This window comes from Acinetobacter sp. WA-87 (assembly GCF_039938935.1).
Classification (GTDB): Bacteria; Pseudomonadota; Gammaproteobacteria; order Pseudomonadales; family Moraxellaceae; genus Acinetobacter; species Acinetobacter seifertii.
The window spans coordinates 45,711-66,038 of record NZ_JBDUVF010000004.1 but is presented as its reverse complement, the minus strand read 5'-3'; the positions used below and the strand labels follow the sequence as shown (position 1 = coordinate 66,038).

General features: G+C 41.1%; 19 protein-coding genes and 3 tRNA genes. 10 read left to right on the top strand and 12 right to left on the bottom strand.

Annotated elements, in window-relative coordinates:
* Positions 1-166: 166 nt before the first annotated feature.
* The 6 genes from ABFY81_RS12805 to ABFY81_RS12780 are packed head-to-tail and all read left to right on the top strand — an operon-like array spanning position 167 to position 6,411.
* The gene (locus ABFY81_RS12805; protein ID WP_347913907.1) at positions 167-3,016 is read left to right on the top strand and encodes a monovalent cation/H+ antiporter subunit A; all 2,850 of its coding nucleotides are present in this window, start codon (positions 167-169) and stop codon (positions 3,014-3,016) included.
* Entirely contained in the window at positions 3,013-3,381 is a 369-nt protein-coding gene (locus ABFY81_RS12800; RefSeq protein WP_000624229.1) for a Na+/H+ antiporter subunit C, read from the top strand. The genes ABFY81_RS12805 and ABFY81_RS12800 overlap by 4 nt, the downstream gene beginning before the upstream one ends.
* Entirely contained in the window at positions 3,381-5,192 is a 1,812-nt protein-coding gene (locus ABFY81_RS12795; protein ID WP_347913906.1) for a monovalent cation/H+ antiporter subunit D, read from the top strand. Before ABFY81_RS12800 ends, ABFY81_RS12795 begins: the two co-directional genes overlap by 1 nt.
* 2 nt (positions 5,193-5,194) lie before the next feature.
* Positions 5,195-5,722 carry a Na+/H+ antiporter subunit E gene (locus ABFY81_RS12790; protein ID WP_004699061.1) on the top strand — a complete coding sequence of 176 codons (528 nt, stop codon included), beginning with the start codon at positions 5,195-5,197 and terminating at the stop codon, positions 5,720-5,722.
* Positions 5,719-5,994 (top strand): monovalent cation/H+ antiporter subunit F, encoded by a 276-nt coding sequence (locus ABFY81_RS12785; RefSeq protein ID WP_019456876.1) that lies wholly within the window; start codon positions 5,719-5,721, stop codon positions 5,992-5,994. The genes ABFY81_RS12790 and ABFY81_RS12785 overlap by 4 nt, the downstream gene beginning before the upstream one ends.
* 12 nt (positions 5,995-6,006) lie before the next feature.
* Positions 6,007-6,411 (top strand): Na+/H+ antiporter subunit G, encoded by a 405-nt coding sequence (locus ABFY81_RS12780; RefSeq protein WP_004699064.1) that lies wholly within the window; start codon positions 6,007-6,009, stop codon positions 6,409-6,411.
* A 59-nt stretch (positions 6,412-6,470) separates the two neighbouring features.
* Here the strand turns inward: ABFY81_RS12780 and ABFY81_RS12775 are convergent, their stop codons facing one another.
* The 9 genes from ABFY81_RS12775 to tpiA form a co-directional block, all read right to left on the bottom strand.
* Positions 6,471-6,872 (bottom strand): ribosome-binding factor A, encoded by a 402-nt coding sequence (locus ABFY81_RS12775; RefSeq protein ID WP_002114836.1) that lies wholly within the window; start codon positions 6,870-6,872, stop codon positions 6,471-6,473.
* Complete coding sequence (gene infB / locus ABFY81_RS12770) at positions 6,872-9,571, bottom strand: translation initiation factor IF-2 (protein ID WP_004699066.1); 2,700 nt, start codon at positions 9,569-9,571, stop codon at positions 6,872-6,874. Before infB ends, ABFY81_RS12775 begins: the two co-directional genes overlap by 1 nt.
* A gap of 10 nt (positions 9,572-9,581) precedes the next feature.
* A complete protein-coding gene (gene nusA, locus ABFY81_RS12765; RefSeq protein WP_004699068.1) occupies positions 9,582-11,066 on the bottom strand; it encodes a transcription termination factor NusA in 1,485 nt (494 codons plus the stop codon).
* A gap of 37 nt (positions 11,067-11,103) precedes the next feature.
* A complete protein-coding gene (rimP, locus tag ABFY81_RS12760; RefSeq protein ID WP_002157009.1) occupies positions 11,104-11,628 on the bottom strand; it encodes a ribosome maturation factor RimP in 525 nt (174 codons plus the stop codon).
* 215 nt (positions 11,629-11,843) lie between these two features.
* Positions 11,844-11,920, bottom strand: a tRNA-Met gene (locus ABFY81_RS12755).
* A gap of 89 nt (positions 11,921-12,009) precedes the next feature.
* Positions 12,010-12,086: transfer RNA gene (locus tag ABFY81_RS12750), tRNA-Met, on the bottom strand.
* A 38-nt stretch (positions 12,087-12,124) separates the two neighbouring features.
* A tRNA-Leu gene (locus ABFY81_RS12745) sits at positions 12,125-12,209 on the bottom strand.
* A 56-nt stretch (positions 12,210-12,265) separates the two neighbouring features.
* Positions 12,266-12,595, bottom strand: coding sequence for a preprotein translocase subunit SecG (secG, locus tag ABFY81_RS12740; RefSeq protein WP_019456770.1), 330 nt, complete (start codon positions 12,593-12,595; stop codon positions 12,266-12,268).
* A gap of 12 nt (positions 12,596-12,607) precedes the next feature.
* On the bottom strand, positions 12,608-13,402 hold the full coding sequence (tpiA, locus tag ABFY81_RS12735) for a triose-phosphate isomerase (RefSeq protein WP_134262172.1): 795 nt from the start codon (positions 13,400-13,402) through the stop codon (positions 12,608-12,610).
* 288 nt (positions 13,403-13,690) lie between these two features.
* On the opposite strand from tpiA, the gene pilB reads away from it, so the two are divergent.
* The 4 genes from pilB to coaE are packed head-to-tail and all read left to right on the top strand — an operon-like array spanning position 13,691 to position 18,115.
* A complete protein-coding gene (pilB, locus tag ABFY81_RS12730) occupies positions 13,691-15,403 on the top strand; it encodes a type IV-A pilus assembly ATPase PilB (RefSeq protein WP_347913904.1) in 1,713 nt (570 codons plus the stop codon).
* 27 nt (positions 15,404-15,430) lie between these two features.
* Positions 15,431-16,657, top strand: a complete 1,227-nt coding sequence (locus tag ABFY81_RS12725; protein WP_347913903.1) for a type II secretion system F family protein — start codon at positions 15,431-15,433, stop codon at positions 16,655-16,657.
* Positions 16,657-17,517, top strand: a complete 861-nt coding sequence (locus tag ABFY81_RS12720) for an A24 family peptidase (RefSeq protein WP_347913902.1) — start codon at positions 16,657-16,659, stop codon at positions 17,515-17,517. Before ABFY81_RS12725 ends, ABFY81_RS12720 begins: the two co-directional genes overlap by 1 nt.
* 1 nt (position 17,518) lies before the next feature.
* Entirely contained in the window at positions 17,519-18,115 is a 597-nt protein-coding gene (gene coaE / locus ABFY81_RS12715; RefSeq protein WP_347913901.1) for a dephospho-CoA kinase, read from the top strand.
* Here coaE and ABFY81_RS12710 read toward each other — a convergent pair.
* The 3 genes from ABFY81_RS12710 to ABFY81_RS12700 all read right to left on the bottom strand — a co-directional run bounded on the left by ABFY81_RS12710 (position 18,112) and on the right by ABFY81_RS12700 (position 20,241).
* A complete protein-coding gene (locus tag ABFY81_RS12710) occupies positions 18,112-19,026 on the bottom strand; it encodes a DMT family transporter (protein WP_347913900.1) in 915 nt (304 codons plus the stop codon). The genes coaE and ABFY81_RS12710 overlap by 4 nt on opposite strands.
* Positions 19,027-19,062: 36 nt before the next feature.
* On the bottom strand, positions 19,063-19,812 hold the full coding sequence (rlmB, locus tag ABFY81_RS12705; RefSeq protein ID WP_039251214.1) for a 23S rRNA (guanosine(2251)-2'-O)-methyltransferase RlmB: 750 nt from the start codon (positions 19,810-19,812) through the stop codon (positions 19,063-19,065).
* Positions 19,813-19,914: 102 nt separating this feature from the next.
* The gene (locus tag ABFY81_RS12700) at positions 19,915-20,241 is read right to left on the bottom strand and encodes a pyrimidine/purine nucleoside phosphorylase (RefSeq protein WP_000099685.1); all 327 of its coding nucleotides are present in this window, start codon (positions 20,239-20,241) and stop codon (positions 19,915-19,917) included.
* Positions 20,242-20,328: the final 87 nt, after the last annotated feature.

Genomic DNA, 20,328 nt, shown 5'->3' with positions numbered 1-20,328 from the left:
AATTTCATTTTGCGTTTTTATTATTCAAGTTGCGCAATACAACTTGTTTCTCGCTTTATTTTTCTAATTTGGTCGGGTTTTCAGAATATAAGCTTTGGAAATCTCTTTGAATTCCTATCTATTCTGAAATGAAAATTTCACCTTTAGGCTTCGGTCTAAATTATATATGGATACGAGTGTGCTACCGATAATTATCTTATTACCGTTAATATTAGGCACCACCCTTGTTTCATTGCTTCAACGGTTTTCACGTGGAGTAACGGCTTTAGGGGCAATCGGAGTCAGTTTAACCAGTTTTGGTTTATTACTGACTCAAGCTAAAACAGTGCTTAGTGGTGCAAGCATTCAACAAAGTTGGGATTGGTTACCACAACTTGGGATTAATCTGAGCTTTAGACTTGATGCTCTTGGTTTATTATTTTCTCTTCTTATTACCGGTATCGGTACACTCATTTATATTTATGCCTATTACTATTTAGGCCCTAAAAATTCACTAAGTAAACTATATTTATTACTCATGCTGTTTATGGCAGCTATGTTGGGTATTTCTCTTTCCAATAATTTAATTATTTTATTAGTCTTTTGGGAACTTACCAGTATTTCATCCTTCTTATTAGTGGGTTACTGGAGTCATTACGAAGCAGCCCAGCGTGGCTCACGTATGGCACTTACCATCACAGGAATGGGTGGACTTGCTATGCTAGGTGGATTTGTCTTATTAGGACAAATCACAGGTACCTACGAAATTAATGACATTGTTAGAATGAAAGATCTGATTCAAAGTCATCATCTTTTCGTTCCAGCGCTTTTACTTATTTTACTCGGTGCTTTTACAAAAAGTGCGCAGTTCCCTTTCCATTTTTGGTTACCCAATGCAATGGCTGCACCCACTCCGGTGTCAGCTTATTTGCACTCAGCAACCATGGTTAAGGCTGGTATTTTCTTATTAGCTCGTCTTGCACCTATCTTTATTGGTGCCGCGCTTTATCACAACATCGTTACTTTTGTAGGCCTATTTACGCTCTGTATGGCCGCATGCTTTGCAATCTTTAAAGAAGATTTAAAAGGACTGTTAGCCTATTCAACCATTAGTCATTTAGGTCTTATCGTCTGCTTGCTTGGTATTGGCTCACCTTTAGCTGTTGCAGCAGCGGTTTTTCATATTATTAACCATGCAACATTTAAAGCTGCGCTGTTTATGATTGCAGGGATTATTGACCATGAAACTGGTACACGTGATCTTAGAAAGTTAAGTGGGGTATGGCAATTACTGCCGTTTACCGCAACACTTACCATGATTACTGCAGCATCAATGGCAGGTGTTCCGCTCACCAATGGCTTTATTTCGAAAGAAATGTTCTTTACCGAACTGTTAGCAAACCTTTCAGGTTCAACGGTTATCTTTGCCAGTATTATTGCGACTCTTGCTGGTATTTTTGCAGTGAGTTATTCAATCCGATTAGTACACGGCGTGTTCTTTGACGGTCCAATTGGTAAACAAGTGCCAAATAAAAATGCGCATGAACCACCAATTGGCATGCGAGCACCAGCCATACTACTTGCAACACTCTGTATTTTAGTGGGTATTTTCCCATCCTTACTGGTCGAGCCTTTAGTTAACAGTGTGACACGCGCAAGTCTCATGCAGCCTGATTTTGCAGGAACTCATCTTGCGATCTGGCATGGATTTAATGCACCTTTAATCATGAGTATTATTGCCTTAGTGGGCGGTACACTTTTCTATTTTGCTTTAGCAAAAGACGGCATGATCCGTAAAATCGACCTCGATCCAAGACTTGGTCGCTTACAAGGTCGTATCTTGTTTGATTTATTTTTAAAACATTTATTATTAACTAGCCGTAAAATCAAACAAAAAACTGAGAATGGTTCCCTACAAAGTTACCTGTTCCTCATCATTGCTTTTAGCATCATCATGGTTACCCTGCCTTTAATCAATCAAGGGCTTACAACAGGTACCCGTGAACTGACACATGCACCATGGATTGCTATTGTTCTTTGGCTAACATTATTCTCTGGTTGCTGGATGATGCTCTGGTTTCACCATGAGCGTATCAAAGCAGTACTGATTAGCGGTGCAATTGGTCTTGTGGTTACCATGGTATTTGTCACCATGTCGGCACCAGACTTAGCGCTGACTCAAATTACAGTCGATGTAGTTACTACTGTATTGCTGTTAATGAGTTTATCTCTACTTCCCCAACTTACACCGTATGAATCTCTTCGTTCTCGACGTTTAAGAGATGCAGCTTTAGCAATTATTGGTGGTTTAGGTATCGGCTGGATTACGTGGCTCATTTTAACTCGTGATCACAATTCAATTTCATGGTTCTTTGCGCAGCAGTCTTTACCACTAGGTGGTGGTTCAAACATTGTAAATGTCATTTTAGTCGACTTCCGTGGCTTCGATACCTTCGGTGAAATTACTGTACTCGGTATCGCTGCGATTGGAGCACTTTGCTTAATGGATGGTATGCGGGTACACGGCACTACCATGACACAAGGCCTCACCTATCGCTTTAACCCATCTCCACTGATGTTCCGTATTACGGCATCATGGGTACTGCCTTTGGCACTTGTCGTAAGTGTCTACATCTTTATGCGTGGACATAATTATCCTGGCGGTGGCTTCATTGCAGGTCTAATTACCTCAATGGCACTGATTATTCAATATATTGCTTTAGGTCAAGATCAAGCGGAACAAATGCTAAAAGCACAATCTGGTCGTCTATACGAAGTCTGGATTGGTTCGGGTTTAACAATTGCAGGCTTAACTGGTATTGCTGCATGGTTCTGGGCACGTCCATTCTTAACCAGTGCTCATGTCTATGTTGAGTTACCAGTTTTAGGAAAACTACATCTGGCTTCAGCAGCAAGCTTCGATTTGGGTGTGTATATCACAGTGGTAGGTGCCACGATGCTACTTATCTCTGTATTAGGGGACTCTCGCCATTCGAGTATGTCTGGTCCTGTACCTCATGGGGAGAAATCATCATGATCAGTTTAGAATTCTTACTGGCCTCTGCCATTGGGCTACTTGTTGCGACAGGCATTTATCTCATTTTGCGTGCACGTACATTCCCTGTTGTATTGGGATTAGCCGTACTCGGTTATGCAGTCAACTTATTTTTATTCGCGATGGGCCGCTTACAAGTGAGCTCACCTGCAATTTTAACTGAAACGACGAATATTACCGACCCCCTTCCTCAAGCACTTGTTTTAACTGCGATTGTTATCGGCTTTGCGACTACAGCTTTTATTGTGCAACTAGCATTACGAAGCCGTTATGAATCAGGTAGTGATCATGTTGATGCTAAAGAAGATATTTCCCCAACATACGACCCACGTGAGGATGAGCCGTGATGTTTGATTTTTTATCTTTTTGGCAAGCAAATACACCTATTTTCAGCATCCTCATTCCTGCTTTTACTGGTTTTATCTTATTACTTCTAGGTAATCCTGGCGCTGGCGCATTGAAAGAAGATTGGCGACAACCTTGGCGTCGTGGCATTAGTTTAGTCTCAGCAGTTGCAGGCTTAGCCACTGCTGTTAATTATCTTATTGTTGCAAATACCGGACAAATTGCGGTTTATCAGTTGAGTGAGTGGTCAGCTCCTTTTGGTATTGTCTTGGTACTCGACCGACTCTCTGCATTTATGCTGGTTTTAACCTATGCCTTAGCAGTTCCAGTTCTATGGTATGCCAGCGCAAATTGGGATACACGTGGACGCTATTTCCACGCCATATTCCATTTTCTTTTAATGGGGTTATGTGGAGCATTTCTCACAGGTGACTTATTCAACCTGTTCGTTTTCTTTGAAATTTTGCTTATGGCGTCTTATGTCCTGCTGCTACATGGACAAGGGAAACCACGATTTCAGCTTGGCGTACACTATGTCATTATCAATCTTTTAGCCTCAGCCCTATTCTTAATTGGCCTTGGTATGATTTATGGCAGTGTAGGCAGTCTAAATATGACTGACGTTTCACGCCTTTTACCAACTTTAGATGCAGACCAGCATAAATTAGCAGTTGCTGGTGCCCTACTCTTATTTGTTGTATTTGGTATTAAAGCTGCCATGTTACCGGTTGGTTTTTGGCTACCAAAAACTTATGCCGTTGCAAGTACGCCCGTTGCAGCAATTTTTACCATTATGACCAAAGTGGGGATTTATGCCATTTTACGTGTCAATGGAACAGTATTTAACGATGTAATCAGTCAGGAAATCTTTAAAGGTTGGCTCCTTCCAATTGGTTTAGTCACTTCTTTATATGGTGTGATTGCAGCAATTGGTGCAGATCGTCTCAGACGTTTTGTTGGTTTTATGGTGCTGTCTTCGATTGGTACTCTATTGACCGCAATAGCAATGTCAAACACGCAAGCATGGTCAGGAGCTTTGTTCTATCTCGTACACAGTACACTGATTGGCGCTGCGTTTTACCTGTTCTGTGGCTGGATGACTTCACAACGTGGTGACTTTAAAGATCACTTAAAGATTGCTCCAAGAATCAAGCAAGAAAAAGCAGCGATGCTGACTTATTTTTTAATTGCAATGATGCTTGCCGGGTTACCGCCTTTTAGTGGCTTCTTTGGGAAAGTATTTATTCTACAAGCGACTGTTGAAACTGCATATCAAGGCTGGATCATTGGAGTTGTGCTTGTTGTAAGTCTATTAAGCATTATTGCGTTAACACGTGTCGGGTTTATTTTATTCTGGAGAGCTTCAGTACCAGAAGAAGATCCAAAGAATCCTGCTTATGTGAGTTATCAAGCTCTACCTGTAAAAGCACCACCACGTAATGATTCGGTCATTTATATTCTGCTTGCAGGCTTGATCACTTATGTAGTGTTTGCTTCACCCGTATTGCACTATACCACTGGTACGGCTCAACAAATTCAAAACCATGCGCTCTATCAGCAGTCTATTCTTAAGACTGACCAAAATGGCGAAACTATTAGTGTTCAGCCTTATGACTCATCTTATTTACCAGAAACAAAGTATGGTGGAGAAGTTGAAGATCATAATGCCTATCTCGTTCCTGACATTATTTCTAAAGACACTTTTAACGGTGAACATATTTCCGAATATAAGCGCCGCCAAATTCAGCAGCAAGAAAAATTGCTAACACCAACGATTGCTGATGAAAGTCAACTGAAACCTATGGAGCCTTAACAATGCAGCTATCTAAATTGCTTGAACGTTGGTTCCCACATCCATTTGTTTCTTTTTTGATTATTATTTTCTGGTTAATGCTCTCGCATAGTCTTGATGCCAGCGACCTACTTATGGCTGTAATTTTGGGTCTTGTGATTCCGCGTTTAGTTCGACCTTTTATTACCAGAACACCTCACATCCATTGGCAACCAGCAATAAAACTATTTTTTATTGTACTTTGGGATATTGTTATTTCCAATTTTCGTGTTGCAAAGCTGGTATTAGGGCCGCCTAAAAAATTACATCCTAAATGGTACCGTGTGCCTTTAGAAACGGAACATGAACAGGTGAATTCGTTACTGGCAATGATTATTACCACAACACCGGGAACTGTCTCAGCTGGTATTGATCAAGAGCGTGGTGATATTCTGGTGCACTCACTCAGTACAGAAAATACCGAAAGTGATGTGCAAGACATCAAACAACGCTATGAAGCTCCGCTCATGGAAATTTTTGATGTAAAAAGCAAATCGGAGGACAACATATGACCATCCTACCTTATGCTCTTGGTATTAGCATGATTGCTATCACAATCTCTATGCTGCTTTGCTTGTTTCGAATGGTGATGGGGCCATCAATTGTAGATCGTCTTTTGGCACTCGATACGCTTTTTCTAAATGCAACTTGTCTGATTGTTGTATTAGGTATCTATTGGACAACCACCTCTTTATTTGAAGGGGCATTATTGGTTGCCATGCTAGGGTTTGTTTCGACAGCTGCTTTGGCACGTTATTTCACAACTGGTCATGTGATCGATTAAAGGGAGGTCAAAATGCAATTTACAATGGAAATTATTGTTTCGATCTTTCTGGTTTTCGGTGCATTCTTTATGTTAGTCGGATCGATCGGAATGGTACGCCTACCCGATCTATTTATGCGCTTACATGCACCTACCAAATCGAGCACGTTGGGTTTAGGTAGCTTTTTAATTGCTTCAATGATCTTTTTTGCTTTCCAAGGTCGCTTTGGTTTTGCCGAACTATTGATCACGCTTTTGGCTTTTATTACAGCTCCTGTTTCAGCCAATTTAATAGCACAAGCGGCACTACATCTACGCTTACGCTCACTCAGTGGTGAAGTTCCTGAAGCAATAGAACGTCCATTACCATGGGATCGTTATAAAATCGGACAACGCTTTTCACAGAATAAACCTCCGATGGATCCACCTAAACATTAAGTAAAATGTTGAATAATAAAAAAGCCACCCCAAGGTGGCTTTTTTATTTTGAGTTTTAATTACTCTTGGTCATCTGACTTACGTTCCGGTAAATCTTGTACCGCTTTTTCAATAAGACCAAACATATAGTTACCATATGCGTTCGTCTTATCGTAATGGAAACGTAAACGAGGCGTAATACGAGTTTTAATACGACGGCTTAACTCATGACGCAAGAAACCAGAAGCTTTATTTAATACATCTAAAGTTTCTTTATTTGCTGCTTCACTTTGTTCATCACCTAGCTCACGCCCCATAACAGTAACGTAAACTTCAGCATATCCCATATCCGCACTGACTTTCACCGCAGAGATGGTCACTAGACCACCTAAGCGAGGATCTTTAAGCTCTTGACGGATTAGCTCAGACAACTCGCGTTGTACTGAATCCGCCATGCGCTTTAAGCGTTGGCTACCCGCCATTAAAGACTCCGTTTAATCAATTGAACATCGTATACTTCAATCTTGTCTTGTACTTTGATGTCTTTATAACCTTTCACCGCAAGACCACATTCCATACCGGCACGAACTTCCTCAACCACATCTTTATAACGACGTAATGATTCAAGTTCACCTTGGAACACAACCACGTCATCACGTAATACGCGAATCGGTTTATTACGATGTAATGTGCCTTCAAGTACCATACAGCCTGCTGCTGCACCAAACTTACTTGAGTGGAATACTTCACGTACTTCAGCAACACCCAAGATTGTTTCACGGTGTTCAGGAGCAAGTTTACCGCTCATGGCATCTTTCACATCATCAATTAATTCATAAATGATGCTGTAGTAACGAATATCGATACCGTCTTGGTCACTGCGTTGACGAGCAGCTGTATCAGCACGAACGTTAAAGCCTAACAATACAGCTTCTGAAGATTCAGCAAGAATCACATCAGACTCAGTAATCGCACCAACACCTGAACTAATTACACGAACTTTTACTTCATCAGTAGATAGTTCATATAAAGCTGCATTTAATGCTTCTAAAGTACCACGTACGTCAGTTCTTAAAACAACATTCACTGTAGGAACGTCTTTTTTGCCCATTGACGACATAATATTTTCAAGACGCATTGCGCTTTGACGGTCAATACGTTTTTGACGTTCACGGTCAGCACGAGCATCGGCAACTTCACGTGCTTTCTTCTCGTCATTTACAACAAGAACTTCATCACCTGCCATTGGAGCATCTGGAAGACCCAGAATTTCTACTGGAATAGATGGTCCTGCTGATTTAATTGGCTTACCGTTTTCATCAGACATTGCACGGACACGACCATAAGATGAACCTGCAAGAACAAGGTCACCAATATTTAATGTACCGTTTTGAACAAGAATAGAAGTTACTGCACCACGGCCTTTATCAACACGTGCTTCAATAACAACACCTTGCGCAGCACCTTCAGCAGATGCTTTTAATTCCATCAATTCTGATTGAATAAGAATTAAATCAAGGAGTTCATCAATACCTTGTCCAGTATGTGCAGAAACCTTAGCAATCGGAACATCACCGCCCCATTCTTCTGGAACGATTTGTTTCGTTGTCAATTCATTTAACACACGGTCTGGATCAGCAGATTCTTTATCCATTTTGTTGATTGCAACAATAATTGGAGTACCTGCTGCACGAGCATGGTCAATTGCTTCTGCAGTTTGTGGCATTACACCATCATCTGCCGCAACAACCAATACCACGATATCTGTCGCTTTAGCACCACGTGCACGCATTGAAGTAAACGCAGCATGTCCCGGTGTATCAAGGAATGTAATGATTCCTTTGTCTGTTTCAACGTGATACGCACCAATATGCTGGGTAATACCACCTGCTTCACCAGCCGCCACTTTCGAACGACGGATACGGTCAAGCAATGATGTTTTACCATGGTCAACGTGACCCATAATCGTAACAACTGGTGGACGAGTTGTTTGCTCACCACGCGCTTCTTCAGCCGCTTCAAGCAAGTTATCTTCCGCTTGTGTATCAGAAACTAGAACAGGGTTATGGCCCATTTCTTCTACAACAAGTGCTGCTGTATCTTGGTCAATCGCTTGATCTTGGTTAACCAACTCACCCATTTTCATAAGTGTTTTGATAACTTCACGTACTTTAATCGCCATTTTTTGAGCAAGATCGGCAACAACAATACTTGAACCGATTTCTACATCGTAGACTTGCTTTTTAACTGGCTTTTCAAATCCATGCTTATTTGCTTGGCTTGATTTTAAACCACGTTTGTTATGGTTAACGAAGCTTTGCTCTTCTTGACCACGACGACCGCCTTTCTTACCAGCACGCGGGTTAGTAGTTGCACCACCGCGTTTAATTTCACGGTCTTCTTGCTTGAATGAATCTTCATAAGCTTGGCCAACAAGACCTGAAGCAAGTGGAGAATCATCAATTACGCGAATTGTTGTCGTTGTATCATCATTTGAATACTTAGACGCCATTTTGCGCATTTGTTCAAGTGTACGTTGTTGAGCTTCTTCAGCCGCTTTACGACGTGCAGCTTCTTCAGTTGCTTTTAACTGAGCTGTTTGTGCTTCGCGCGCTTTCTTTTGCTCTAAAGTTTCTGCTGGTTTTGGTGCAGGTTTTACTGTACCACCACCACGTTTTTTCACTACAACAGCAGCTTTAGGCGCTGACTGTGCAGCGCTATCTTGTTGGTGAGCAGCACGCATCGCATCTAAAGTTGCTTTTGCTTTTTGCTCTGTTTGAAGACGCGCTTTTTGCTCTGCAGTATCACGCGCTTGTTGATCTGCACGTGTTTTAGCTTCTGCTTCTGCACGCGCTTTAGCTTCTGCTGCAATTTGTTCTGGGTTTGGCTTAGCAAAAACCTGTTTTTTACGTACTTCTACGTTAATTGTTTTTGCTTTACCTGAAGTACTTGCAACTTTAGCGGTACTGGTTGTTTTACGTTTCAACGCAATTTTTCCTGTGTTACCACTTTCCTGACCATGTACTTTTTTCAAATGATTGACCAAAGTATCCTGTTGTTCAGTGGTAATAATGTCGTCTGCTGTACGTTGAGGCAAACCTGCTTCACGAGCCTGTTCTAGGAGCTTCTCAACAGGACGTCCTACAGTGAGAGCTAACTCTTTAATCGACTTGTCCGTCATATTTCATCTCCTAGTTAAACCATGATTCGCGAGCTTTCATGATCAATTGACCAGCTTTTTCATGATCAAGACCTTCAATATCAGAGATATCGTCAGTAGCCTGATCTGCCAAATCATCAACGGTAATAATACCGCGAGCGGCAAGCGAGTAAGCGATCTCAGAAGTCATGCCTTCCATAGTGAGGAGGTCTGCGCTCGGTTCTTGAATATTTTCTTGCTGTTTCAAAGCATCAGTAAGAGCTGCTTCTTTTGCACGACTTTGCAATAACTCAACCAATTCAGCGTCAAGCTCAATTTCGTCAAAAGTTTCAGCAGGCACATAAGCAATCTCTTCTAAAGAAGTGAAGCCCATTTCTACCAATGCCATTGCTAAATCTTCTTCAATATCTAAACGTGATACAAACATGTCAAGATACTGCTGAGCTTCATTTTGCTGACGAGCACGATACTCTTCTTCAAGCATCATGTCGAGTTTATAACCAGTTAAATCAGAAGCCAAACGAACGTTTTGACCTTGTGAGCCAATCGCACGAGCCAATTGATCGCTGGTTGCAAAAATAATGTCGGCACTTCTTGCATCTTCATCAAGCACGATGCCTGAAACATCAGCTGGTTCTAATGCACTTGCAATGTATTGAGCTGGATCATCAGACCAAACCACTACATCAATACGTTCACCATTTAACTCTTGTTGCACAGCTTGGATACGCGTACCACGCATACCAATACACGCACCTACAGGGTCAATACGGTGATCATTTGTTTTCACTGCAATTTTAGCACGAACACCCGGTTGACGTGCTGCTGCTTTAATTTCAATGATTTCTTCAGAAATTTCAGGAATTTCTTTTTTCATTAAAGCAATTAACATTTCAGGCTTAGCGCGTGATAACAACAACTGAGCGCCACGACCTTCACGGTTAACATTATATAAAATAGCGTTTACACGTTGCTTTGGACGAAGAATTTCTTTAGGAATCATTTCTTCACGTGCAAGATAAGCTTCTGCGTTGTCGCCTAAGTCGATAATAAAGCCATCTTTGGTTTGTTTTTTCACTTCACCGTAAATCAACTCACCAACTTTAGACTCGTATGCATCAGCAACTAAAGCACGCTCAGCTTCACGAATTTTTTGTACGATAACTTGTTTTGCAATTTGTGCAGCAATACGACCAAACTCGATAGATTCCACTTCGAGCTCACGTACATCACCAATTGACCATTTAGATGGGTCAAGATCAGAAATCGCGTCTTGGCAAGCTGGCATTTCATGATCTTCATCTGCCACAACAGTCCATTGACGGAATGTACGGTAATCACCTGTTTTACGATCAATTTCTACACGAAGCTGAGCTTCTTCAGCATGTGTACCTTCGTAAAATCTTTTCTTCGTTGCAGCAACTAGAGCTTGTTCTAAAGCCTCGAAGATCGCTTCACGACTAACACCTTTTTCATTACTAACCGTTTCTACAACGGTAAGAATTTCGCGGCCCATAAGTCACCTACCGATTTCTTATATAATTTAAATAAATTTAATCTTGATAGATCAAGTTTGCTTTATCGATATTGTTGCTGTCGATATCAAGCACATGCTTTCCTTCAACTTCAACCTTAATCTCTTCATTTTCAAGGTCTACAGCAAGGAGTTTTGCTTGAAATTTACGGCGGTTTTCTACTGCTGCAATTAAACGCAAAGCAACCTGTTGTCCAATGTAACTTTGCAATTGTTCGAGTTGAAAAAATGGGCGATCCCAACCTGGTGAAGAAACTTCTAATGAATACTCACCTGAAATCGGGTCATGAACATCTAACATTGCGCCGACTTGTTGTGTAACTCGTACGCAATCTTGCACACCAATACCACGACCTTGTTCTACTTCACCATCTTCATTAATCACTGGTTCAGCATTTTCATCAACTGGTCTATCGATATAAATACGCAATAATGAACGTTTACCTTGTGGAAGGAATTCGATTCCCCACAGGTCAACACCACATGCTTGCACTGCTGGGGCAATCATGTCATACAATGCTTGGGATTTATTTGATAATTTCATTTACTCTCGTCATTCTCGTGCGATTCAATCGGTTGTTTTAACCGACACAGACCTACTATAGTGAAGCATGACTATTTGACCAATTGATGTCGACACTACACGATAGCGATACGATAACCAATAAAAAAGGGCGTTAATCGCCCCTATGTAGCACAGAAAACAATAGTCCACTGTGCAAAAAGGCCCACTTGTCTGTGAGCCTCTTTTAAGAAACTTGGTAGCGGGAGCTGGATTTGAACCAACGACCTTCGGGTTATGAGCCCGACGAGCTACCAGACTGCTCCATCCCGCATCAACGTGCAAAAATTATATACAAATATCAAAAAAAGTCAATGTAAACTTATCCAATATTTGCTTGATTAAGTTGCACCTTAATCAAATTGGTAGCGGGAGCTGGATTTGAACCAACGACCTTCGGGTTATGAGCCCGACGAGCTACCAGACTGCTCCATCCCGCATCAAAAAACTGCTTGCACTCAACTTTCTGGTTCAAAGTTGGTGCGGAAGGGGGGACTTGAACCCCCACGCCCGAAGGCACTACCACCTCAAGGTAGCGTGTCTACCAATTCCACCACCACCGCAGCTTGTGGGACGCATTCTAGTCCTTCCAACTGCAAAAGGAAAGCCCTATTTCGAATTATTGACCCGTTTTTGGTGCATTTGGTGAAGTTTCAGGCGATGTGGTTTGAACTGGTGCTGAAGTTTGTACAGTTTTCAAACTATATGCTTCTGTAGTTTGCTTTTTTGCAAAAACAGCAAGAGTTAAACTTGTTACAAAGAACAATGCAGTTAAAACAGCAGTTAGACGAGTCAGGAAATTACCTGAACCAGATGCACCAAATACGGTTGCTGCACCACCTCCACCAAAGGAAGCTCCGGCATCTGCGCCTTTACCATGTTGCACCAAAATCAATGCAATCATGAGTACCGCTAAAATAATATGTACAACAAGTACAAAAGAGTGCATACCCTATCCTCGTTATTTGCTTTGCGCGAAGGCTTGTACAATTTGATAAAAAGATGCTGCATTTAATGAAGCACCGCCTACCAATGCACCATTAATATCTGGACATGCAGCCAATTCGACAGCGTTATCTGCTTTTACACTACCACCATATAAAATAGCAATATCTGAACCCGCTGAAGTAAGCTGACATAAGCCTTCACGAACTTTCGCGTGCATCGCTTGTGCATCTTGTGGAGAAGCTGTTTTACCTGTACCAATTGCCCAGATAGGTTCATAAGCAATCACGACTTGGTTTTGCCATTGTTCAGCAGTAACCACAGGTGCAATATCGCAAATTTGTTGTAAAACAACTTGCTCTGCCTGCCCTTGCTCACGCTGTTCAAGACTTTCACCCACACAATAAATGACAGTTAAGCCCGCATTTAATGCATTCTGGAGTTTCGCCTTCAAAATTTCAACGTTGTCGCCAAAAATATCACGACGTTCAGAGTGCCCGACCAGTACGAAATTAATTTGACTATCTTTTAATAATTCTGCGCTGACTTCACCAGTATAAGCACCTGTGCCCGCAACACGCGATACATCCTGTGCAACTGTATATACTGCTCTTGCAGCATCCTGCAATTGCGCCTGTACTGTTGTAAGTGCAATAGAAACAGGGGCAACGCCCACATGGCAGCTTTCATCTGCAATTTGGTTTTGTTGCAATAATTGTTTAAATTCTTCTATAAGTTGGTTGGCGTTAGCACGCATTGGATTCATTTTCCAGTTGCCAACTACCCAAGGCGTAATCGTCGTACCCGACATACTGCTCACCTTTCATCAAAAATGCAGCACATTCTACACGCATTTATACAAATTTCAGATACTTTTCTTTAATGGGATTACTTATATCTTTTCTACTCTTTGAAATTAAAAAACTTTATAAGGGCTCAAACTTAAACATTCTAAAAATTAATCTATAAAAACTTCGACTGGTTCAAGCTTTAACAGTCTGAGTAGGACTAGAGCAACATTTTATAAGGTAGTAATTTTACATAACAAAAGTATAATTTTTCATATACCAATTATAAACACATTAGCATAGGCAGGCAGATGTCAGCATTACATACATCTCCAAAATTTACGGGGTTTTTTCGGCGTTTAGTCGAAGAAAAGCATGTGTCGGCAGCGACCATGCAAAATGCATTAGATGCAGCAAAGAGAGCTAAGCAGGATACAGTCGCATATTTAATTGAAGAGGTTCATCTCTCCCCTTCTTTATTGGCTGAAACAATCTCTGCTGAGTTTGCTGAACCATATTTTGATCTTGATGTTTATGACACATCTCAGATTCCAAAAGATTTGGTCGATCAAAAACTGATTTTAAAACATCGGATTTTGCCACTTATTCAAAGAGGGCAAATTTTATATGTCGCAACCAGCAATCCAAGCAATATTGAAGCGATTGATGCGATCCGCTTTAACAGCAAACTGATGGTTGAGCCTGTCATTGTCGAGCATCATAAGCTGGAAAAAGTTTTAGGCCAGCATTTTGCAGAAGAAAGCAACTTTGATTTTAATGATGAAGAGTTTGATCTCGATGTCAGCCTAGATGCACCTTCGACTCAAGAGGATGAAGAAGAAACACCTCAAGGTGATGAAGCTCCCATTGTTAAATACATTAATAAGTTGCTTATTGATGCCATTCGCATGGGCGCTTCAGATTTACATTTTGAACCGTATGAAAAGTCATATCGGGTTCGATATCGAGTCGACGGCGTGTTACGTCAAATTGCTAACCCTCCTTTACAATTGGCAAACCGTTTGGCGTCACGTTTAAAAGTAATGTCTCAAATGGATATTTCCGAAAAACGTGTCCCACAAGATGGTCGTATCAAACTTAAGCTCTCAAAAACTAAAGCAATTGATTTTCGTGTGAACTCACTTCCGACGTTGTTTGGTGAAAAGCTAGTTCTACGTATTCTTGATCCATCAAGCGCAATGCTAGGGATTGACGCCCTAGGATACGAAGAAGAACAAAAAGCTTTGTTTATGGAAGCTTTAGATAAACCACAAGGTATGCTTTTAATTACTGGACCAACAGGTTCCGGTAAAACTGTATCTTTATATACAGGCTTAAACATTTTAAATACTGAGAGCTCTAATATTTCTACTGCCGAAGACCCTGTAGAAATTAACCTTGAAGGGATTAATCAGGTTAACGTGAACCCGAAAGTAGGTCTTACGTTTGCTGCTGCACTTAAATCATTTTTACGACAAGACCCTGACATTATTATGGTTGGTGAGATTCGTGACTTGGAAACAGCAGAAATCGCGATTAAAGCTGCACAAACCGGTCACATGGTGATGTCAACACTGCACACCAACAGTGCGCCAGAAACGTTGACTCGCTTACGCAATATGGGGGTTCCTTCTTTCAATATTGCAACATCAGTCAACTTGGTTATTGCTCAGCGGTTAGCACGCCGCCTTTGCTCTCAATGTAAAATACCTACAAATGTTCCAAAACAAAGTTTATTGGAAATGGGCTTTACCGAGCAGGACTTAGCACATCCAGACTTTCGGGTTTTCCAACCTGTGGGTTGTCCTGAATGTCGTGACGGTTATAAAGGCCGTGTTGGTATTTATGAAGTAATGAAAGTTACACCTGAAATTTCCAAGATTATTATGGAAGATGGCAATGCTTTAGAAATCGCTGCCGCTTCTGAAAAATTGGGGTTTAATAATCTACGTCGTTCAGGTTTAAAAAAGGTGATGCAAGGCGTGACTTCCTTACAAGAAGTTAACCGTGTGACCAGTGAATAAGACACTATTTAAAATAAGGATAATCTGATGGCTGTCAAAAAGGCACAAATGATGCCGACTTTTGCTTATGAAGGGGTTGACCGTAAGGGCATAAAAATTAAGGGAGAACTGCCAGCTAAAAATATGGCTTTAGCTAAAGTGACCTTACGCAAACAAGGTGTAACCGTTCGAACTATACGTGAGAAACGTAAAAACATTCTTGAAGGTTTATTTAAGAAAAAGGTATCAACACTTGATATTACGATTTTTACTCGACAGCTTGCGACCATGATGAAAGCAGGTGTACCACTGGTACAAGGTTTTGAAATTGTAGCAGAAGGTTTAGAAAACCCTGCCATGCGGGAGGTGGTACTTGGTATTAAAGGTGAAGTTGAAGGTGGCAGCACTTTTGCCTCAGCTTTAAGAAAGTATCCTCAACATTTTGACAATTTATTTTGTTCACTTGTGGAATCTGGCGAACAATCAGGTGCGCTCGAAACCATGCTAGATCGTGTGGCAATTTACAAAGAAAAAAGTGAATTACTTAAGCAGAAAATCAAGAAAGCAATGAAATATCCGGCCACAGTTATTGTAGTAGCAATTGTAGTGACCATTATTTTGATGGTTAAAGTCGTACCCGTTTTCCAAGATCTGTTTTCTTCATTTGGAGCAGAATTACCAGCATTCACGCAAATGGTCGTGAATATGTCAGAATGGATGCAAGAGTATTGGTTCATTATGATTATGGTGATTGGTGCAATTATTGTGGCTTTTCTAGAAGCTAAAAAGCGTAGTAAAAAGTTTCGTGATGGCCTAGATAAACTCGCGCTTAAATTACCTATTTTTGGAGACTTAGTTTATAAAGCAATTATTGCCCGTTATAGTCGTACACTTGCCACAACCTTTGCAGCAGGTGTTCCACTCATCGATGCGCTTGAGTCGACTGCTGGTGCAACCAACAATGTCATCTATGAACAAGCTGTGATGAAAATTCGCGAAGATGTCGCAACAGGACAACAACTTCAGTTTGCCATGCGTTTATCTAACCGTTTTCCTTCTATGGCTATACAAATGGTTGCAATTGGTGAAGAGTCTGGGGCGCTAGACAGCATGCTCGATAAAGTTGCGACCTATTATGAAAATGAGGTTGATAATGCTGTTGATGGTTTAACTTCAATGATGGAACCTTTAATCATGGCGGTTTTAGGGGTGTTGGTAGGGGGTCTCGTTGTTGCCATGTATCTTCCAATTTTCCAAATGGGCTCAGTTGTATAATGCAGGACATCATTGCTTATTTTATTCAAAACTTAACTGCACTTTATATTGCAGTTGCACTCGTTAGCCTGTGTATTGGTAGCTTTCTTAATGTAGTGATTTACCGCACTCCAAAAATGATGGAGCAAGATTGGCAATTCGAATGTCAAATGCTCCTAAATCCAGAGCAACCCATTATTGACCATGAAAAACTAACATTAAGCAAACCTGCTTCATCATGTCCAAATTGCCACCAACCGATCCGTTGGTATCAAAATATTCCTATCGTAAGCTGGTTGATGCTAAGAGGAAAATGTGGTCATTGCCAGCATTCGATTAGCATTCGTTATCCAGCAATTGAACTACTCACCATGTTATGTTCATTGGTGGTAGTTATGGTGTTTGGCCCGACCATACAAATGCTTTGGGGACTCGTCCTGACTTGGGTTTTAATTGCCCTCACCTTTATAGACTTTGATACTCAGCTGCTACCTGACCGTTTTACCTTACCTTTAGCAGCACTCGGCTTAGGCATTAACACCTTTAATATTTATACCGCGCCTAACTCAGCTATTTGGGGTTATTTAATCGGCTTTTTATGCCTATGGATTGTGTATTACTTATTTAAAGTGATTACTGGCAAAGAAGGTATGGGCTACGGTGACTTTAAATTGCTTGCCGCATTGGGCGCATGGATGGGGCCATTGATGCTGCCATTAATTGTGTTATTGTCATCTTTACTAGGTGCAATTATTGGCATCATTTTATTAAAGTTAAGAAATGAAAATCAGCCTTTTGCTTTTGGGCCATATATTGCCATTGCGGGTTGGGTTGCCTTTTTATGGGGTGATCAGATTATGAAGATTTATTTAGGAGGTTAAGATGGCTTTTATTCTGGGAATCACAGGTGGTATTGGCAGTGGAAAATCTGCTGCAACACAATGGTTCGAGTCCCAAGGAATTCAAGTCGTCGATGCCGACATTGTTGCGCGTGAAGTCGTTGAAAAAGGCCAACCTACTCTCCAAAAAATTCAGCAAACTTTTGGAGACTGGGTACTTCAGCCCGATGGTAATTTAGATCGTCGTGCCCTACGCGAACATATTTTTCAGAACCCTGAAGCAAGACACATACTCGAGAGCATTACCCATCCTGCGATTCGCCAATCGATTATTCAACAACTGCAAAACCCAAAAAGTCCTTATGTGATTTTAGTTTCACCATTACTCTTTGAAACCAACCAACATGAATTGGTTAATCACACTTTATTAGTTGATGCGAGTGAACAAACTCAAATTCAGCGTGCCAGCCAGCGCGATGGGCAAAACCAGGAACAAATCCAGAAAATTATTGCAGCACAAATGCCACGCGAGCGTAAACGTGAACTTGCTAATGACATTGTCTTTAATGACGGATTACTCGAACATTTACATCAACAATTAGAGCCTTTACATCAAAGCTATTTAAAGCGTGCAAACTAATTTTGTGTATTTTGCTGCTTAATTTTTTGTGTCAGGCTATCTTGTCTAAACCAGCGCCAAGGCTGTAAAGCGCCTATTCCCATACCTACTAAGCCCACAACAATTGATGGGCTTAATGACTCACCAAGTAAAGGTACAGCTAAAATAGCGGCAATGAACGGCGCCAAAGTGACAATACTTCCCGTTTTAAAAGCACCAAGACGTTGAATGGCAGCAACATAAGTCAAAGTTGCGATAATAACGACAAATACACCATGGAAAATGCCCTGTATCGCTAAATGAACAGGACTAACTTCCATGAAGTGCTTAGGCAAAAATAAAACATAGATGGGTAAATAAATAATTGCAGACCAAATCGCAACACTTGCCATAGAATGCCAAGCAGAGAGCTTCCACTGTTTAAGTAAAACAGTGAAGATACCCCACCAAATCGCACTAATAAAAAGGAGTATGTCTCCAATTCCAAACGCAGAGGTACTTGTACGTAGCATCAAAATGCTCATGAGTGCTAAGGCAGCGATCATGATTGCGAGACTCGCCCATGTGTGTTTATCAAACGGCTGTCTAAATAAAATATAGGCAGCTAGAGCAGTACAGATTGGTATGCAGCCATTTAAAAATATTGCAGCATGTGCGGCTGGAGCATAAAGAAAAGCTGTATAAACAGTCAGACAATAGATGACACCGCCAATGAGCGCCAAAATAACCGCATGCTTACTCCATAAAAAAGCGAGATCTTTTTTATAAATTAAGATAGGCATTAAAATTAGAAAGGCGATAGCAAAGCGCAGTGCGGCAATGTCCCAAGCACTGATGTGCCATTGTGCATTTAAACGAGCAAAAAGTGTAAACCCGCCCCAAATGCACATGGTCACCAATACAAAGAAATAACCTTGCTTACGGGGAGACATATGAAGACTGCTTAAAAACTAGGAAAGGCAGCTCAATTATACCTCAGAACGCTGACGACAAGCCTCGTAAAGTGCCATACCTGTTGCCACGCTTACGTTTAGACTCTGTAAATTACCAGACATCGGAATATAAACTTTGTGATCACACTGTGCCTGAGTAATTGGGCGCAAACCTGTATCTTCAGCTCCCATCACAATCACGACTGGGCCAGAGAAATCACACTTTTGGATTGGCAGTGCACTTTCATCAAGCATAGTACCAATTACACGTACATGAGTGGTTTCTTTCAGATGAGCCAATGTACGAGCTAAATTTGTGACTTGAATAAATTTAACTTTTTCAGCTCCACCCGCTGCAACTTTACGAGCTGTTGGGGTTAAGCTTGCCGAGCGATCACGCGGCACAATCACAGCTTGCACGCCCATTGCAGCAGCGGTACGGATACAAGCACCTAAGTTATGTGGATCTGTTACCTGATCTAATGCGAGCAATAAAGCATCTGGAGTTTCAGCCAAGATCTGATCTAGATCTTTTTCATTTAAAATCGGATGAGGACGCACCGCTGCTACTACACCCTGATGAAATGGCAAACCAGCAAGTTTTTCAAGACTATCACGGCTTGCCTTTTGTACACTAATTCCAAAAGGCTCCGCCAATTGCAAAATCTTTTGCAAACGTTGGTCATCCCGCCCTTTTAAAGTAAACAGGGTTAGCACACGTTCCGGCTCAAGTTCTAACAATGACTCCACTGAGTGAACGCCATAATAATATTCCGGTTTTGCCATGCTTGACCTCTAACAACGTTTGAGCAAAAAAATAAAAATCCTGCAAAGCCAACTTCACAGGATTTCTTTGGGCATAGTGTACCCGATTTAAACAGGAATTTCTTAGCCTTCTAAATGGCACACATAATCGAGCACTTCATCAGTCTCAATTTTAAAAACACTATTTCCAGGAACATAAAATGATTGACCAGCGCGGAACAATTCACTTTCATTACTGTCTGCAATTTTCACGCGACATTCACCTGAAATAATTTCCATACGCTCAGGAACATGTGTTTCAAATGTTAAAGGCTGCTCAGTCGGCAAAATAACACCTAATGTTTTTTTTGTTCCATCTTCAAATTGCACGGTATGGCTGATACATGCTCCACCAAAATAAACATTTGACTTTTTGATGACCGTTACATGATCAAATTGGGTTGAACTCATGCACATTCTCCAGATAATGCCGCATTTATATAAATTATGTTGAATGTAGTTTAATTGTGCCTAAATAACTAATCAATCAGTTTTCAT

Bases quoted from the DNA above. Each gene is read 5' to 3' on its own strand.
- ABFY81_RS12805 (WP_347913907.1), top strand. From the start codon at position 167: ATGGATACGAGTGTGCTACCGATAATTATCTTATTACCGTTAATATTA.
- ABFY81_RS12800 (WP_000624229.1), top strand. From the start codon at position 3,013: ATGATCAGTTTAGAATTCTTACTGGCCTCTGCCATTGGGCTACTTGTT.
- ABFY81_RS12795 (WP_347913906.1), top strand. From the start codon at position 3,381: ATGTTTGATTTTTTATCTTTTTGGCAAGCAAATACACCTATTTTCAGC.
- ABFY81_RS12790 (WP_004699061.1), top strand. From the start codon at position 5,195: ATGCAGCTATCTAAATTGCTTGAACGTTGGTTCCCACATCCATTTGTT.
- ABFY81_RS12785 (WP_019456876.1), top strand. From the start codon at position 5,719: ATGACCATCCTACCTTATGCTCTTGGTATTAGCATGATTGCTATCACA.
- ABFY81_RS12780 (WP_004699064.1), top strand. From the start codon at position 6,007: ATGCAATTTACAATGGAAATTATTGTTTCGATCTTTCTGGTTTTCGGT.
- ABFY81_RS12775 (WP_002114836.1), bottom strand. From the start codon at position 6,872: ATGGCGGGTAGCCAACGCTTAAAGCGCATGGCGGATTCAGTACAACGC.
- infB (WP_004699066.1), bottom strand. From the start codon at position 9,571: ATGACGGACAAGTCGATTAAAGAGTTAGCTCTCACTGTAGGACGTCCT.
- nusA (WP_004699068.1), bottom strand. From the start codon at position 11,066: ATGGGCCGCGAAATTCTTACCGTTGTAGAAACGGTTAGTAATGAAAAA.
- rimP (WP_002157009.1), bottom strand. From the start codon at position 11,628: ATGAAATTATCAAATAAATCCCAAGCATTGTATGACATGATTGCCCCA.
- secG (WP_019456770.1), bottom strand. From the start codon at position 12,595: ATGCACTCTTTTGTACTTGTTGTACATATTATTTTAGCGGTACTCATG.
- tpiA (WP_134262172.1), bottom strand. From the start codon at position 13,402: ATGTCGGGTACGACGATTACGCCTTGGGTAGTTGGCAACTGGAAAATG.
- pilB (WP_347913904.1), top strand. From the start codon at position 13,691: ATGTCAGCATTACATACATCTCCAAAATTTACGGGGTTTTTTCGGCGT.
- ABFY81_RS12725 (WP_347913903.1), top strand. From the start codon at position 15,431: ATGGCTGTCAAAAAGGCACAAATGATGCCGACTTTTGCTTATGAAGGG.
- ABFY81_RS12720 (WP_347913902.1), top strand. From the start codon at position 16,657: ATGCAGGACATCATTGCTTATTTTATTCAAAACTTAACTGCACTTTAT.
- coaE (WP_347913901.1), top strand. From the start codon at position 17,519: ATGGCTTTTATTCTGGGAATCACAGGTGGTATTGGCAGTGGAAAATCT.
- ABFY81_RS12710 (WP_347913900.1), bottom strand. From the start codon at position 19,026: ATGTCTCCCCGTAAGCAAGGTTATTTCTTTGTATTGGTGACCATGTGC.
- rlmB (WP_039251214.1), bottom strand. From the start codon at position 19,812: ATGGCAAAACCGGAATATTATTATGGCGTTCACTCAGTGGAGTCATTG.
- ABFY81_RS12700 (WP_000099685.1), bottom strand. From the start codon at position 20,241: ATGAGTTCAACCCAATTTGATCATGTAACGGTCATCAAAAAGTCAAAT.